General features: G+C 54.0%; 11 protein-coding genes and 1 tRNA gene. 8 read left to right on the forward strand and 4 right to left on the reverse strand.

Going from position 1 to position 14,990, the window contains the following annotated elements; translation table 11 throughout:
• Positions 1-35: 35 nt before the first annotated feature.
• The gene (gene groL, locus ABLU96_RS08255; protein WP_004097907.1) at positions 36-1,682 is read right to left on the reverse strand and encodes a chaperonin GroEL; all 1,647 of its coding nucleotides are present in this window, start codon (positions 1,680-1,682) and stop codon (positions 36-38) included.
• Between the two features lie 43 nt (positions 1,683-1,725).
• Positions 1,726-2,019: a co-chaperone GroES gene (locus ABLU96_RS08260; RefSeq protein ID WP_003855929.1), complete on the reverse strand. Its 294-nt coding sequence runs from the start codon at positions 2,017-2,019 to the stop codon at positions 1,726-1,728.
• Between the two features lie 234 nt (positions 2,020-2,253).
• Between ABLU96_RS08260 and yjeH the strand changes: the two genes are divergently transcribed.
• Positions 2,254-3,513, forward strand: a complete 1,260-nt coding sequence (gene yjeH / locus ABLU96_RS08265) for an L-methionine/branched-chain amino acid transporter (protein WP_014227596.1) — start codon at positions 2,254-2,256, stop codon at positions 3,511-3,513.
• A gap of 19 nt (positions 3,514-3,532) precedes the next feature.
• Here the strand turns inward: yjeH and ABLU96_RS08270 are convergent, their stop codons facing one another.
• Positions 3,533-4,009, reverse strand: a complete 477-nt coding sequence (locus ABLU96_RS08270; RefSeq protein ID WP_004097899.1) for an FxsA family protein — start codon at positions 4,007-4,009, stop codon at positions 3,533-3,535.
• Positions 4,010-4,347: 338 nt separating this feature from the next.
• Here ABLU96_RS08270 and aspA point away from each other — a divergent pair, with 338 nt between their 5' ends.
• From aspA to ABLU96_RS08305, 7 genes are all read left to right on the forward strand, one after another.
• Positions 4,348-5,784 (forward strand): aspartate ammonia-lyase, encoded by a 1,437-nt coding sequence (aspA, locus tag ABLU96_RS08275; RefSeq protein WP_004097898.1) that lies wholly within the window; start codon positions 4,348-4,350, stop codon positions 5,782-5,784.
• A 118-nt stretch (positions 5,785-5,902) separates the two neighbouring features.
• Positions 5,903-7,204, forward strand: a complete 1,302-nt coding sequence (locus tag ABLU96_RS08280) for an anaerobic C4-dicarboxylate transporter (RefSeq protein ID WP_014227594.1) — start codon at positions 5,903-5,905, stop codon at positions 7,202-7,204.
• A 94-nt stretch (positions 7,205-7,298) separates the two neighbouring features.
• The gene (cutA, locus tag ABLU96_RS08285) at positions 7,299-7,622 is read left to right on the forward strand and encodes a divalent cation tolerance protein CutA (RefSeq protein ID WP_004097896.1); all 324 of its coding nucleotides are present in this window, start codon (positions 7,299-7,301) and stop codon (positions 7,620-7,622) included.
• Positions 7,598-9,367, forward strand: a complete 1,770-nt coding sequence (locus tag ABLU96_RS08290; RefSeq protein ID WP_025107654.1) for a protein-disulfide reductase DsbD — start codon at positions 7,598-7,600, stop codon at positions 9,365-9,367. The genes cutA and ABLU96_RS08290 overlap by 25 nt, the downstream gene beginning before the upstream one ends.
• A 20-nt stretch (positions 9,368-9,387) precedes the next feature.
• Positions 9,388-9,978 (forward strand): transcriptional regulator, encoded by a 591-nt coding sequence (locus tag ABLU96_RS08295; RefSeq protein WP_004097892.1) that lies wholly within the window; start codon positions 9,388-9,390, stop codon positions 9,976-9,978.
• Between the two features lie 68 nt (positions 9,979-10,046).
• A complete protein-coding gene (locus tag ABLU96_RS08300) occupies positions 10,047-12,134 on the forward strand; it encodes a DUF1176 domain-containing protein (protein WP_049082947.1) in 2,088 nt (695 codons plus the stop codon).
• Between the two features lie 115 nt (positions 12,135-12,249).
• Positions 12,250-12,325, forward strand: a tRNA-Phe gene (locus ABLU96_RS08305).
• Positions 12,326-12,684: 359 nt separating this feature from the next.
• On the opposite strand, the gene ABLU96_RS08310 is transcribed toward ABLU96_RS08305, so the two are convergent.
• Positions 12,685-14,907 (reverse strand): glycosyltransferase, encoded by a 2,223-nt coding sequence (locus ABLU96_RS08310; protein ID WP_049083637.1) that lies wholly within the window; start codon positions 14,905-14,907, stop codon positions 12,685-12,687.
• Positions 14,908-14,990 lie beyond the last annotated feature (83 nt).

Consider the following 14,990-nt stretch of genomic DNA (forward strand, 5'->3'; position numbering starts at 1 on the left):
GAGGGTTCTTTATTTCTAAGGGGTATAGCGCACGATTACATCATGCCGCCCATACCGCCCATGCCACCCATACCGCCAGCAGCACCTAAGTCAGGCGCGTCGCTTTTCGGCAGGTCAGTAACCATGCACTCGGTGGTGATCATCAGACCAGCAACGGATGCTGCGTACTGCAGAGCAGAACGCGTCACTTTGGTTGGGTCCAGGATACCGAAGTCGATCATGTTGCCGTATTCTTCAGTTGCGGCGTTGTAACCGTAGTTACCCTCACCGGCTTTCACGTTGTTAGCAACAACTGACGGCTCTTCACCGGCGTTGGATACGATCTGACGCAGCGGAGCTTCCATTGCGCGCAGCGCAACTTTGATACCGACGTTCTGATCTTCGTTCTGAGCGGTCAGGCCAGCCAGTTTAGCCGCAACGCGAACCAGCGCTACGCCACCACCGGCAACCACGCCTTCTTCAACCGCAGCACGGGTCGCGTGCAGGGCATCGTCAACGCGTGCTTTCTTCTCTTTCATTTCAACTTCGGTCGCTGCGCCAACTTTGATTACCGCAACGCCGCCTGCCAGTTTCGCAACGCGCTCCTGCAGTTTTTCACGGTCGTAGTCAGAAGTCGCTTCTTCGATCTGCTTACGGATCTGAGTAACGCGGCCCTGAATCGCAGCTTCTTCACCCACGCCATCGATGATGGTGGTGGTGTCTTTGTTGATAACAACGCGTTTCGCCTGACCCAGGTCTTCCAGAGTCGCTTTTTCCAGCTCCATACCGATCTCTTCAGAGATAACGGTACCGCCGGTCAGGGTTGCGATGTCCTGCAGCATAGCTTTACGACGGTCGCCGAAGCCCGGAGCTTTAACCGCAGCCACTTTAACGATGCCGCGCATGGTGTTCACCACCAGGGTCGCCAGCGCTTCGCCTTCTACGTCTTCGGCGATGATAACCAGCGGTTTGCCAGCTTTCGCTACGGCTTCCAGAACCGGCAGCATTTCGCGGATGTTGGAGATTTTTTTGTCAGCCAGCAGGATGAACGGGCTTTCCAGCTCAACAGCACCGGTTTCCGGCTTGTTGATGAAGTACGGGGACAGGTAGCCGCGGTCAAACTGCATACCTTCAACCACGTCCAGTTCGTCTTCCAGACCGGTACCGTCCTCAACGGTGATAACGCCTTCTTTACCGACTTTGTCCATCGCTTCCGCGATCAGTTTACCTACGGTTTCGTCGGAGTTAGCGGAGATGGTACCTACCTGAGCAATGGCTTTAGAGTCAGAGCACGGTACGGACAGCGCTTTCAGTTCTTCAACGGCGGCAACGACAGCTTTGTCGATACCACGTTTCAGGTCCATCGGGTTCATACCCGCAGCAACGGCTTTCAGGCCTTCAGCGATGATAGCCTGAGCCAGTACGGTTGCGGTGGTGGTACCGTCGCCTGCAGCGTCGTTCGCTTTAGAGGCAACTTCTTTCACCATCTGCGCGCCCATGTTTTCGAACTTGTCTTCCAGCTCGATTTCACGCGCTACGGAAACGCCGTCTTTAGTGATGGTCGGCGCACCGAAGGATTTGTCCAGAACCACGTTACGGCCTTTCGGGCCCAGGGTTACTTTAACTGCGTCTGCCAGTACGTTTACGCCGCGCAGCATTTTCACACGAGCGTCGTTACCGAATTTTACGTCTTTAGCTGCCATTTTATCTTTCCCTTAAATTCGTATGTTCAGTGTCGTTCGCGGATTACGCTTCAACAATTGCCAGAATGTCGCTTTCGGACATGATCAACACTTCTTCATTGTCGATCTTCTCGGACTTCACGCCATAGCCATCGTTGAAAATGACGATGTCACCAACTTTAACGTCCAGAGGCTGCACGGTTCCGTTTTCCAGGATGCGGCCCTTACCGACAGCGATGATTTCGCCACGAGTTGATTTTGCTGCCGCAGAACCGGTCAGAACGATGCCGCCAGCAGACTTCGTTTCAACTTCTTTACGTTTGACGATCACACGATCATGTAACGGACGAATACTCATTTTGATAGCTCTCCTTTGAGAAAGTCATTATCAGTTATGGATGACGCCGGTCCGCACACGGTTTTCCGGCTAGTGCCCTGAGAGATGGGGATGGGGTTTTACCGCTTCAAGGGGAAACGCAAAAAAAAATTTGTCCTCGTGCTCGGACGCACATAAATTTGCCGTCCTCGCCTGACGTCATAAGCAAAAGCGATTGTGATACCATCTTTTTTTTGCCGGGCGCAAGGTTGAATCATGAGTGGTTTAAAACAGGAGTTAGGGCTGGCTCAAGGCGTGGGATTACTCTCCACGTCATTACTGGGAACCGGGGTCTTCGCCGTTCCGGCACTGGCCGCGCTGGTGGCCGGCGATAACAGCCTCTGGGCCTGGCCGGCGCTGATTTTACTGGTGTTTCCCATCGCTATCGTCTTTGCGACGCTGGGCCGCCACTTTCCCAGCGCCGGCGGCGTGGCGCATTTTGTGAATATGGCCTTTGGCCCGCGTCTGGCGCGCGTCACCGGCTGGCTCTTTTTATCGGTGATCCCGGTGGGATTACCTGCGGCCCTGCACATCGCCACCGGCTTTGGTCAGGCGCTTTTTGGCTGGCACGACAGCCAACTGCTGCTGGCCGAGCTGGGAACGCTGGCGATTATCTGGTGGGTCGGTTCCCGCGGAGCCAGCTCCAGCGCCAATCTACAGACGCTGGTTGCCGTGCTGATTGTCGCCCTGATCGTCGCCATCTGGTGGCGCGGCGCGATCAATCCCGCGCAGATCCCCTTCCCGGCGCCCGCTGAAATCGATAGTTCGCAGCTTTTCTCCGCGCTTTCCGTGATGTTCTGGTGCTTTGTCGGGCTGGAGGCTTTTGCACACCTGGCCTCTGAGTTTAAGCAGCCGGAACGCGATTTCCCCCGCGCGCTGATGATTGGCTTATTACTGGCGGGTTCCGTCTACTGGGCCTGTACCGTGCTGGTCCTGCATTTTCATGCCTTTGGCGAGGAGATGGCAGCCGCCGCGTCGCTGCCCAATATCGTGGTGCGCCTGTTTGGCGTGCAGGCGCTGTGGATTGCCTGCGTTATCGGCTATCTCGCCTGCTTCGCCAGCCTCAATATCTATATTCAGAGTTTTGCTCGCCTGGTCTGGTCGCAGGCGCAGTACAAGCCCGAGAGCTATCTGGCCCGGCTGTCGCCGCGACAGATTCCGCGCAACGCGCTGAACGCGGTGCTCGGCTGCTGCGTCATTAGCGCGTTATGCATTTATGCGCTCAATATCAATCTTGATGCGCTGATCGTCTACGCCAACGGCATTTTTATTATGATCTATCTGCTGTGCATGCTGGCGGGCTGCCGTTTGCTTGAGGGACGTTATCGCGCGTTAGCGGCGTTTGGCAGCCTGCTGTGCCTGCTGCTGCTGGCGATGGTGGGCTGGAAGAGCCTTTACGCGTTTATCATGCTGGCGGTACTGTGGCTGTTTTTACCGAAGCGCAGGCTGGCGGAGGGGTATTCCAGGCCGGAGTAACCGGCCCGGGCAATGCATGTTAGTCGCGGCGATCGTCTTTATGATCGAGACGGTCGCGTTCGTCGTCTTTACGCTGGTATTCGCCTTCAAAGGTATCGCCGCCGCCCGTTCCGGCGCTAAACCCGCCGCCCGGCATCCGGCTAAAGCGCAGATGCGGCATCAGTTTTAAGGTCAGATGCTTCTGTACCGGAGGTAACAGCAGCAGCAGCCCCAGGAAATCGGTAAAGAACCCCGGCAGAAGCAACAGCAAACCGGCGATAATCAGCGACACGCTTTTGATCATCTCTGCGGCCGGGCTCTCCCCCGCCGCCATCTTCTGCTGCATCAGCATGAGGTTTTTAAAGCCCTGGTTTTTCACCAGAGATATCCCCACCACCGAGCTGAAGATCACCAGAATCAGCGTCAGCAGAACGCCAAGCACATGAGCGACCTGGATAAAGATCGAGATTTCAATGTAAACGTATAAAAAAACGGCAATTAACGGAATCCAACGCACCGGCGTCTCCTTCATTAACAGACGCCAGCATCGGCGCCCGTAGTCATAGATGTGCTATTCGCATCAGCAAGATGTTGGGCCAAAACGTCACTTTTCAATCGTAAAAAAAGCTTATTTTTTTCAAAATTAGAAAACCGGTGACTCATTTCACAGATTAATAATTCTTATAAGATTCACTACATAATAAGTGATCAGGGCGGCTGATATTCGCTATCATCAGCATATGATCGTGGGCACCGGGCCGATTAAGGAAATAATCTGCGGCCAGAAAATGCGCTAGATCCCATTAATTCTGCGTATTTGGTGAATTCATAGGCAGCTTGAAAGAGAAGGTTCACATGTTAAACAACATTCGTATCGAAGAAGACCTGTTGGGTACAAGGGAAGTTCCAGCTGACGCTTACTACGGCGTCCATACTCTGAGAGCGATTGAAAACTTCTACATCAGCAACAACAAAATCAGCGATATCCCTGAATTTGTCCGCGGAATGGTGATGGTGAAGAAGGCCGCTGCGCAGGCTAACAAAGAGCTGCAAACTATCCCCAAAAGCGTCGCCAATGCCATTATCGCCGCCTGCGATGAAGTCCTGAATAACGGTAAATGCATGGACCAGTTCCCGGTCGATGTGTTCCAGGGCGGCGCGGGCACTTCCGTTAACATGAACACCAACGAAGTACTGGCGAACATCGGCCTTGAGCTGATGGGCCATCAGAAAGGCGAATATCAGTATCTCAACCCGAACGACCACGTTAACAAATGCCAGTCCACCAACGATGCCTACCCGACCGGTTTCCGCATCGCGGTCTACGCCTCCATCCTCAAACTGATCGATGCGATTAATCAGCTGGGCGAAGGCTTCCAGCAGAAGGCCGTGGAGTTCCAGGACATTCTGAAAATGGGCCGTACTCAGCTACAGGATGCGGTACCGATGACCCTCGGTCAGGAGTTCCACGCGTTTAATGTTCTGCTTAACGAAGAGACCAAATGCATTCTGCGCACCGCGGAACTGCTGCTGGAAGTGAACCTTGGCGCGACCGCTATCGGCACCCGTCTGAACACCCCGGATGGCTATCAGCAGCTGGCGGTACAAAAACTGGCGGAAGTCAGCAACCTGCCGGTTGTCCCCGCGGAAGATCTGATCGAAGCGACCTCCGACTGCGGTGCCTACGTGATGGTCCACAGCTCTCTGAAGCGCCTGGCGGTAAAACTGTCCAAAATCTGTAACGACCTGCGCCTGCTCTCTTCCGGCCCGCGCGCTGGCCTGAACGAAATCAACCTGCCTGAACTGCAGGCGGGCTCTTCCATCATGCCCGCCAAGGTTAACCCGGTGGTCCCGGAAGTCGTCAACCAGGTATGCTTCAAAGTAATCGGTAACGACACCACCGTCACCATGGCTTCCGAAGCGGGCCAGCTGCAGCTGAACGTGATGGAACCGGTGATTGGCCAGGCGATGTTTGAATCTATCCATATTCTGACCAACGCCTGCTACAACCTGCTGGAAAAATGCGTCAGCGGCATCACCGCCAACAAAGCGGTATGTGAAAGCTACGTCTACAACTCGATTGGCATCGTCACCTACCTCAACCCGTATATCGGCCACCACAATGGCGATATCGTCGGCAAAATCTGCGCTGAAACGGGCAAAAGCGTGCGGGATGTGGTGCTTGAACGCGGCCTGCTGACCGCGGCGGAGCTGGATGATATCTTCTCTGCGCAAAACCTGATGCATCCGGCCTATAAAGCGAAGCGTTATACCGATGAAAGCGAACAGTAGGTTTTCCGATTAAACTAACCACGGGCATGTCAGCAATGACATGCCCTTTTTGTTCTTATTGATTTACTAAATTACAACAACCCAATATCAACTTGTTAATAAAACAAGGAAGGAAAATATGTTTGGTGCAGAACTCGTTATTGTCCTGCTGGCGATTTATCTGGGAGCCAGGCTCGGGGGAATCGGCATCGGTTTCGCCGGTGGCCTGGGCGTCCTCGTCCTGACCCTCGTGTTTCAAATTAAACCTGGCGCGATCCCCTTCGACGTCATCGAAATCATTATGGCGGTTATCGCCGCTATCGCCGCCATGCAGGTCGCCGGAGGGATGGATTACCTGGTCAGCCTTGCCGAACGAATGCTCCGGCGTCATCCCAAATACATCACCTTTCTCGCGCCGCTGGTCACCTGGTTTATGACCGTGCTTGCCGGAACCGGACATACGGCGTTCTCAACCTTACCGGTTATCACCGAAGTGGCAAAAGAACAGGGCATCCGCCCCTCACGCCCGCTCTCCATTGCGGTGGTCGCTTCGCAGATTGCCATTACCGCCTCGCCGATTTCCGCAGCGGTGGTCTTCTTTGCCGGTATTCTCGAGCCCCTGGGCGTCAGCTACCTGACGCTACTGGCGATCTGTATTCCGGTTACCCTGATTGCCGTCATGCTTACCGCCATCGTCTGTAACTTCCTCGGCTGTGAGCTGAAAGACGACCCGATTTATCAGGAGCGACTGGCAAAAGGGGAAGTCAAACTGCGCGGCAGCCAGGTTTTTGAACTGAAGCCGCACGCCAGACGCTCGGTATTACTGTTTCTGATCGGTATCGTCGCGGTGATGTTCTACGCCACCGCCATCAGCGATACCGTAGGGCTGATCCAGGATCCTGTCCTGCCGCGTAACGAAGCGATTGTGGTGTTTATGCTGACTATCGCGACGCTGATAAGCATCACCTGCAAAATCGACACCGGTGAAGTGCTCAACGCCAGCACCTTTAAATCCGGCATGAGCGCCTGCGTCTGCGTTCTCGGCGTCGCATGGCTGGGGGATACTTTCGTGAAAGCCCACATCAGCGATATCCAGACCGTGGCGGGCGACCTGCTGCACAACTACCCGTGGCTGCTGGCGGTAGTGCTGTTCTTCGCCGCGACCCTGCTATATTCCCAGGCCGCGACCACTAAGGCGCTGATGCCCGCCGCGCTGATGCTGGGCGTGAGCCCGCTTACCGCCATCGCCTCATTTGCCGCCGTCTCCGCCCTTTTCGTTTTGCCGACCTACCCCACCCTGCTGGCGGCGGTCGAAATGGATGACACCGGCTCCACCCGCATCGGTAAATATGTCTTTAACCACGCCTTCCTGATCCCCGGCGTCATCGCCATTACGCTATGCGTGATCCTCGGGTTTATTTTCGGCGGCATCATGCTGTAAATCTCTTCAAATTCGGGCCAGATCCTGGCCCGTTTCGTTAATCCTCCCTATCTTGCATGCTATAGTGCCTCTTTTCGCTGATACGAGGTTCACGATGACGATGCCTGATGCTGTTGTTGTACTCTGTACCGCGCCGGATGAAGCGACCGCCCAGGACCTGGCGGCCAAAGCGCTGGCGGAAAAACTCGCCGCCTGCGCCACTCTCCTGCCGGGAGCGACATCGCTCTACTACTGGGAAGGAAAACTGGAGCAGGAGTATGAAGTGCAAATGCTGCTGAAAACCGACCTTGCCCATCAGCAGGCGCTGCTGGACTGCCTGAAGTCCCATCACCCGTATCAAACCCCTGAACTTCTGGTTCTGCCCGTTATTCACGGAGACAACGATTACCTCTCATGGCTCAACGCATCATTACGCTGATCCTGCTGCTTTGCAGCACATCGGCCATTGCCGGCCTGTTCGACGCCCCTGGCCGCTCGAACTTTGTTCCTGCTGACCAGGCTTTTGCCTTCGATTTTCAGCAGAATCAACACGATCTTAATCTGACCTGGCAAATCAAGGATGGTTACTATCTTTACCGTAAACAGATAAAGCTGACGTCCGCCGATGCGGCGTTTACCGACCCCTCGCTGCCTGCAGGCGAATGGCATGAGGACGAGTTTTACGGTAAAAGCGAAATTTACCGCCAGCGCCTGACCGTGCCGGTCACTCTGACTCACGCCGCCGCCGGCGCGACTCTTACCGTGACTTATCAGGGATGCGCGGATGCCGGTTTCTGCTATCCGCCGGAAACCAAAATCGTGCCGCTCGGCAACGCGCTCGCGCGCTCCAGCAGCGATACCGCCGTCGGGCAACCCGGGCTGACCCCGCCTCTGCCGCTGGAAACGCGCCCGGCGCTGCCGGTAGAGTCGCCGTCCGACCTTCCGCCCCCCGCTGTGGACAATAAAGATGCCGCTCTCCCCTTTAGCGCGCTGTGGGCGCTCTTGATTGGTATCGGCATCGCGTTTACCCCATGCGTGCTGCCGATGTATCCGCTGATTTCCGGCATCGTGCTGGGCGGGCAAAAACGCCTCTCCACCGCCCGCGCGCTGCTGCTGGCCTTTATCTACGTCCAGGGCATGGCCCTAACCTACACCGCCCTGGGGCTGGTCGTTGCCGCTGCGGGCCTGCAGTTCCAGGCGGCGCTACAGCACCCTTATGTGCTGATCGGCCTGTCGGTGCTGTTTATCCTGCTGGCGCTGTCGATGTTTGGTCTGTTTACGCTCCAGCTGCCTTCGTCGCTGCAAACGCGCCTGACGCTGATGAGCAATAAACGCCAGGGCGGTTCACCTGGCGGCGTATTCGCCATGGGGGCGATTGCCGGATTAATCTGCTCGCCCTGTACCACCGCGCCGCTGAGCGCCATTCTGCTCTATATCGCCCAGAGCGGTAATCTGTGGCTGGGCGGCGGTACCCTGTACCTCTACGCGCTCGGTATGGGGCTGCCGCTGATCCTGGTGACCGTATTCGGTAACCGTCTGCTGCCGAAAAGCGGCCCGTGGATGGCCCACGTCAAAACCGCCTTTGGCTTTGTGATCCTGGCGCTGCCGGTATTTTTACTCGAGCGTGTCGTGGGCGAACCGTGGGGCCTGCGGCTTTGGTCGCTGCTTGGCGTCGCCTTTTTTAGCTGGGCGTTTATTACCTCGCTGGGCGGCACGCGCCCCTGGCTGCGTATTGTGCAAATAGTGATGCTCGGCGCCGCGCTGGTCAGCGCCCGTCCGCTGCAGGACTGGGCTTTCGATGCGCCGGTCGCGCAACGGCAGTCCCATCTCCAGTTTACCCGTATCCATAGCGTCGATGAGCTCAACCAGGCGCTGGCGCAGGCGAAAGGTAAACCGGTGATGCTCGACCTGTACGCCGACTGGTGCGTGGCCTGCAAAGAGTTCGAGAAATACACCTTTACCTCACCTGAGGTTCAACAGGCCCTGAAAGAGACCGTTCTGCTGCAGGTTGATGTCACCAAAAATAGCGCGCGGGACGCGGCGCTGCTGAAGCACCTCCAGGTGCTCGGCTTGCCCACCATTCTGTTTTTCAATGAACAGGGCGAGGAGCAGCCCGCGCAGCGCGTCACCGGCTTTATGGATGCCGCGGCATTCAGCGCCCATTTGCGCGATCGACAACCGTGAGCGACACTGTAGGAGGAATAATGGAGGAAAAGACCGTGCAACGTGAAGATGTCCTGGGTGAAGCCATCCAAATCCTCGAAATCGAGGGTATCGCTAACACCACGCTGGAAATGGTCGCCGAGCGCGTGGCTTACCCGCTCAATGACCTCAAACGTTTCTGGCCTGACCAGGAAGCGCTGCTGTACGACGCGCTTCGCTATCTCAGCCATCAGGTCGATGCCTGGCGCCGCCAGCTTTTACTGGACGAGTCGCTCAGCGCGGAGCAGAAGCTGCTGGCCCGCTACGCCGCGCTGACCACCTGCGTAAGCAACCATCGTTATCCCGGCTGCCTGTTTATTGCCGCCTGTACTTTTTATCCGGACCCTCAGCATCCGATCCATCAGTTGGCCGAGCAGCAAAAGCAGGCTTCGCTGGCCTATACCCATGAACTGCTTAGCCAGCTCGAAGTTGACGATCCGGCAATGGTCGCAAAGCAGATGGAGCTGATCGTTGAAGGCTGCCTGAGCCGACTGCTGATCAAGCGCAGCCAGACGGATGTCGATACCGCGCGTCGCCTGGCAGAAGACATTTTGCGTTTTGCCCAGTGCCGTATGGGCGGCGCCCTGACCTGATTCCGATATCTTAACCAATTCATCGCGCATATAATCCCCTCCTCATCGATATGCTGACAGGGTTTGATATGCGCTCTCTTCTTTGGGTTGCCATCATGGGGCTGTGTTCGACACCGCTCCTGGCAGCTTCTCCGCAAGGCTTTTCTTTCGCGCACAAAGACTGGGAGCTCGCCTGCGACAACACCGGGACCTGCCGAGCCGCCGGCTATGGCGCCACCATGGGCGAAGTCAGCGTTCTGCTGACCCGCAATGCGGGCGCGGCGCAGCACGTCATCGCTGTGGCGACTTTCGCGCAAACCGAACGCGATATCCCCCCTGACGCAACGGTAAATCTGTTCATTGACGATCGGGATAACGGCCCACTTGAGGCCGCCGACGTGAGCCACTTTCGCTTTGATGACACCCAAACGGCGGCCCTGATTCAGGCCCTGGAGCACAACGGCAAAATTGAGCTTGCCCTTAACGGCGAGCGTAAGACGCTCTCCGACGCGGGCAGCAGCGCCGTATTCCTGAAAATGGATGAGTTTCAGCAGCGCCTGGGCACTGCCGATGCGCTGTTACGCCAGGGCGACGCCGGTGATGACAATATTTTATCAGCCGCGCCCGCACCGGAAATTATCGCCGCACCGGTCATCCACAATGCCGCCACCGTAGCGCTGACGGCAAAGCAGCGGCAGAAACTCCGTCCCCAGCTCGTCCCTCTGCTAAATAGCCATTGCGACGACTGGCAAAACGCGGATATCCCGGCATCTGAGCGCCAGATCACCGCAACGCCGTTGGATAAAAGCCACACGCTGATTCAGGCGCTGTGCTGGCGCGCTGCCTACAACGACGGCTATGCAACGTGGGTGGTCGACAAGGCGTTTATGACCCAGCCTCAGCTGGTCACCACCGACGCCTCCAGCTATGCCGACGGCGTGCTCACCTTTTTCAATAAAGGCCGCGGTATCGCCGACTGCATCAGCGGTGAAGAGCGCGTCTGGGATGGCAAAACGTTTGTCCAGAGCCTGAAATACTCCACCGGCGACTGCCGGGAGATCGCCCCCGGCGGCGCGTGGATGCTGCCCACCTTTGTGAGCCAGGTTATCCCGAAGCAGCAGAAAGATGCCGATAACAACGCGCTGAAAGCGCTGTATAACGCCGTATTAAAGGAGCAGAAGGCCAATCCTGAACTGGATCTGAATAATATCGCCGAGCAGTTCCCCCTCAGCGGGAACGTCAGCCATTTTACGCTGACCTACGCGGACGACTCTCTGGTATCAACGACGAAGCCGTCCGCCGATATCAGCGATGATGAGTGGCAGGCGTTTCTCCAGTCCGATATCAGCGCCGACTCCGAAAACGGTAAAGTGAGCTTTACGCTGGTCGACCTCGACGGAGACGGTAAACGCGATTTAATTATCGACAGCTACGTTGGCGGCACCGGACTCTTTAGCTATACCGGGATACTAAAACGCAGCGACGACGCTTTTGCTGCGGTTAACAGCGATGATAGCGGCAATGGCGATGATTTTGACGCAGGCGTTCCGGGCGCGCTCTATTCTCTCAACGGCCGCGGCGCCAACCAGTGGAGTCACTGGGTGCGCATTAACGGCCAGGTTTATGCGCTCTGGTACAACGGCCAGTTTGGCGAAGACAATCTCTATCTGTTGCGCCCGTTTGGCCCCTCAGGCAGTACGCCGGCAGTGACAATCCGCTATCGCTACACCCTTAACGACATTCGCTCGCCGGAAAAAGACCAGCCTCTGACGCCCGCGCTGAATGAGCGGGAAAAGTCAGACCTGCTGAAGTCGCTGGAAGTGATGCAGAGCAACCTGCTCAAGGATAAGCCACAGAGCGACAATGACGCGCCAATTTGCCCTATTCCTCCGGGCACATCATCCGACGACGCGGAAAACTACTATAGCGGGGTAGCGTCGAACTATATCTATGAAACCGTGGCATATATCCCGGTCTGGCTGAACGATAAATGTTTTATCGGCACCATCTTTAGCCACCACGGCGCCTATCGTCACGGCGTCGATGCGGAAATCACGATCAGCTCGCCGCGCGATGACGAAGACATTGTTGGCGACTACGCGATTTCTGGATTACGCCGCGCTATCTCGGTGACCAGCGGCTGGAAAATCCGTGAAGGCGACAACGGGATGATGTAATTTTCAGCAAAAAAGCGTATTCAGGCGCAGAATTGCCGCAAACTTAAGCAACTGGTAGATAAATCGAGAAATTTGATTGACGCCGCGTACGGATTACGGTTTAATGCGCCCCGTTGCCCGGATAGCTCAGTCGGTAGAGCAGGGGATTGAAAATCCCCGTGTCCTTGGTTCGATTCCGAGTCCGGGCACCACTATTCAGAGAACCCAGCCTATGGCTGGGTTTTTGCTTTTCTGCGGCCGGACTCTCCATCGAACTGCATTTGCCGAAGTTAGGCCCCTCACAACGTTAAATTCCGTAAGGCGTGTCGGCCCGCTTAGGGACGTACCAGACGATGCAGCAAAGCCGGAATTCCGCAATTACGGTAGATGAGGAGCAAACTTCGTTGGAGATTGTCGTCGTAGGGGGCTGCCCTCCCATAGATGCTAATCCAAAAGCAGCCTAATCGCGGAATAAGCTGAAGTTGGTATCCGGGGTGAGCTGAGTGCGTCGAACAATTAAACTTCATTAAAACTCTTTTTTGCGGAGCCCTTTCGAGCTCCGCGGACGCTGCTATTTCAACAGGGATTTAACTTTCCCCCCCACCCGACGAACCAGACTTCTGCCTCTGTTGGCGCCCTGAACATGAATGGCTTCATAAAGGGCATTAAAGCGGTCATGGGCCCAGCCATCTCTTTGCTGGGAAATAAGACCATCAATCTTATGATTTAAAAGCTGCAGTTCATTGCTGACAGAGTGGCCGCCATTGATGCTACGCAGTCGGCTCACCTCGCTCTCAAGCTCATGAATTTTTTCGAGATAAGCAGGAATCAACCCCATCGCATAGTTATATTTCACATTTTCATCCATAAATGGACGGAAACTACGATAGTTATTTTTGCTCTTATTTCCGCTTAACAACATTCCGGAGTTTGCTACTCTGTACCAAAATAGCGGTTCAGGAACGAGCTGCAGTTTATAGCCTTGTAAGGAGACTTTCGCAAAAAACTCCCAATCTTCATGGCCTAAACCATAATCTTCAGTAAAACCACCGATATTGTCGAAAGCGTCTTTGCGAATAAGGGCATTAGCATCGCCAAAGCAGTTGCTAAAGCTGGCGATATTTAAATCCGGGCCTAACGGCAGCCAGCAGTGCGTCATTTTACGGAACGGAGAAGGGAACTCTTCACCAAAAATAAGATCGCTTGGGGTGGTTAACACATCGGCCCCGGAGTTTAATGCTGCCGTGACAAATGTCTCAACCTCAAAAGGTTTAGCGACATTATCATCGTCCATAAACATCAGATATTCACCGGAGGCGTGTCGCGCAGCCAAATTTCGCGCTGCGCCCAGGTAGTTATTAGAACTACGGATGATTTTCCAGCCTCGAGCGTTAAAATCGTTCTCGATAAGGTTCAAATAACGATGAGATTCTTCTTTTGTACTTCCATCATCAACTAAAATGACTTCAATATTTTGATACGTCTGCGTTTTAATTGAGGCAATTGCCTGCTGGAGCAAATGGTGACGATCGAAATGAGTGATACACACGCTAACTAACGGGCGATTCGATTCATCTATTTTCTTGAAAACGCAGTTATCTTTTCGCTCAATAGCGGCAAACCACGCTGCCTGGATATTTTCCTGTGACTCAACCAGCCCAGGCTTGATATTTATATTTTTTAAGCGATAGTGGATTTTACCGTACAAATCAACCGGCGTTGGGGTAAACAGAACCTCAGCATGATGCTCTTGCGGAATCAGTTCTGGAATTCCTCCGACGTTTGAGGCGAGGAAGTTAACGTTATTAACCAGGCACTCATAAACTGTATACGGAGAGTTTTCAACGAGCGATGGGATGATGACTAGTACATTTTTTCTTTTTATATATTCATTAGCATTAGTACGATCGTAATCGCTGATGATATTGACTGCCAGCCCCAGATTTTTGGTCTGGTTCATGATATAGGTAAAGGAATCAATTTTACCCAGCGTGACATTCTTCCCGAGGAAGGTCACACCAGAGATCGTCTCTTTGTCTTCGTCAGAGAGTTTTCTTAATGCGCGCAGGAAGATATCGAGCCCTTTACGGGTTTCAAGCCGGCCGAAAAATACAAGCTCAACGCCTGAAGTGGGTGTTTCATTTGTTTTTACGACAACATCACTTCTCGTCTCAAACCCTTGAAATGGCTCACAATTTAAAATAACATGGCGTTCTTCAGGAACATTCCAGTGTTTACTCAACATCCAGTCAATTAAATACTGAGAAGGACTAACGACTTCATCAGCCATCTCAACAACCATTTTCTCCATATAATAGAGTTCAAGATGATTCTGATCATATGGGAGCTGGTAATTACCTTCATCAGCCCATAATGTTGAGCTATGAGTATTGACAATGAATTTTGTATTCTCAAAATCAGTGCCATTCTTTTTACTTAATAAAGCGTAATACAGATCTGCCTGCCATTCACAAGAAATAATAGTGTCGTAGACATTATTTTCTTTCAGCCAGAGCAGAATTGAGTAACTTTTTCTTCTAAAATAAGGCGCATCAATATTAATCTCTTTTACCAGACCGGTACTTAGCAGATTAATACCAAAGGTGCTATAAATACGTGACCAATCGCTAAAAGTTGATGCAGAAGACTCCGAATAGTCACCACATGTATACAATACATCGACATCATAACCCTTTTTTGCCAAAGTAGTGGCAAGGGCAGTGAAAGCAGTACCAATGCCGCCGTTACGGACAGGCCCCTCTATGTCCGGCGTCATTATAAGAACTTTTTTCATTGTGATCTTTCCTTAGTAACCTAGACTTTTCTATAATAATGAGTGAGTTGAAGTAATATTAAGATAGCAATCAATAGCTTCTG

The sequence above is a fragment of the Klebsiella sp. CN_Kp106 genome (assembly GCF_040064575.1).
Classification (GTDB): Bacteria; Pseudomonadota; Gammaproteobacteria; order Enterobacterales; family Enterobacteriaceae; genus Klebsiella; species Klebsiella michiganensis.

What these genes read in the sequence shown, in the direction of transcription:
- groL (WP_004097907.1), bottom strand. Translation starts at nt 1,682, where the DNA reads ATGGCAGCTAAAGACGTAAAATTCGGTAACGACGCTCGTGTGAAAATG.
- ABLU96_RS08260 (WP_003855929.1), bottom strand. Translation starts at nt 2,019, where the DNA reads ATGAGTATTCGTCCGTTACATGATCGTGTGATCGTCAAACGTAAAGAA.
- yjeH (WP_014227596.1), top strand. Translation starts at nt 2,254, where the DNA reads ATGAGTGGTTTAAAACAGGAGTTAGGGCTGGCTCAAGGCGTGGGATTA.
- aspA (WP_004097898.1), top strand. Translation starts at nt 4,348, where the DNA reads ATGTTAAACAACATTCGTATCGAAGAAGACCTGTTGGGTACAAGGGAA.
- ABLU96_RS08280 (WP_014227594.1), top strand. Translation starts at nt 5,903, where the DNA reads ATGTTTGGTGCAGAACTCGTTATTGTCCTGCTGGCGATTTATCTGGGA.
- cutA (WP_004097896.1), top strand. Translation starts at nt 7,299, where the DNA reads ATGACGATGCCTGATGCTGTTGTTGTACTCTGTACCGCGCCGGATGAA.
- ABLU96_RS08290 (WP_025107654.1), top strand. Translation starts at nt 7,598, where the DNA reads ATGGCTCAACGCATCATTACGCTGATCCTGCTGCTTTGCAGCACATCG.
- ABLU96_RS08295 (WP_004097892.1), top strand. Translation starts at nt 9,388, where the DNA reads ATGGAGGAAAAGACCGTGCAACGTGAAGATGTCCTGGGTGAAGCCATC.
- ABLU96_RS08300 (WP_049082947.1), top strand. Translation starts at nt 10,047, where the DNA reads ATGCGCTCTCTTCTTTGGGTTGCCATCATGGGGCTGTGTTCGACACCG.
- ABLU96_RS08310 (WP_049083637.1), bottom strand. Translation starts at nt 14,907, where the DNA reads ATGAAAAAAGTTCTTATAATGACGCCGGACATAGAGGGGCCTGTCCGT.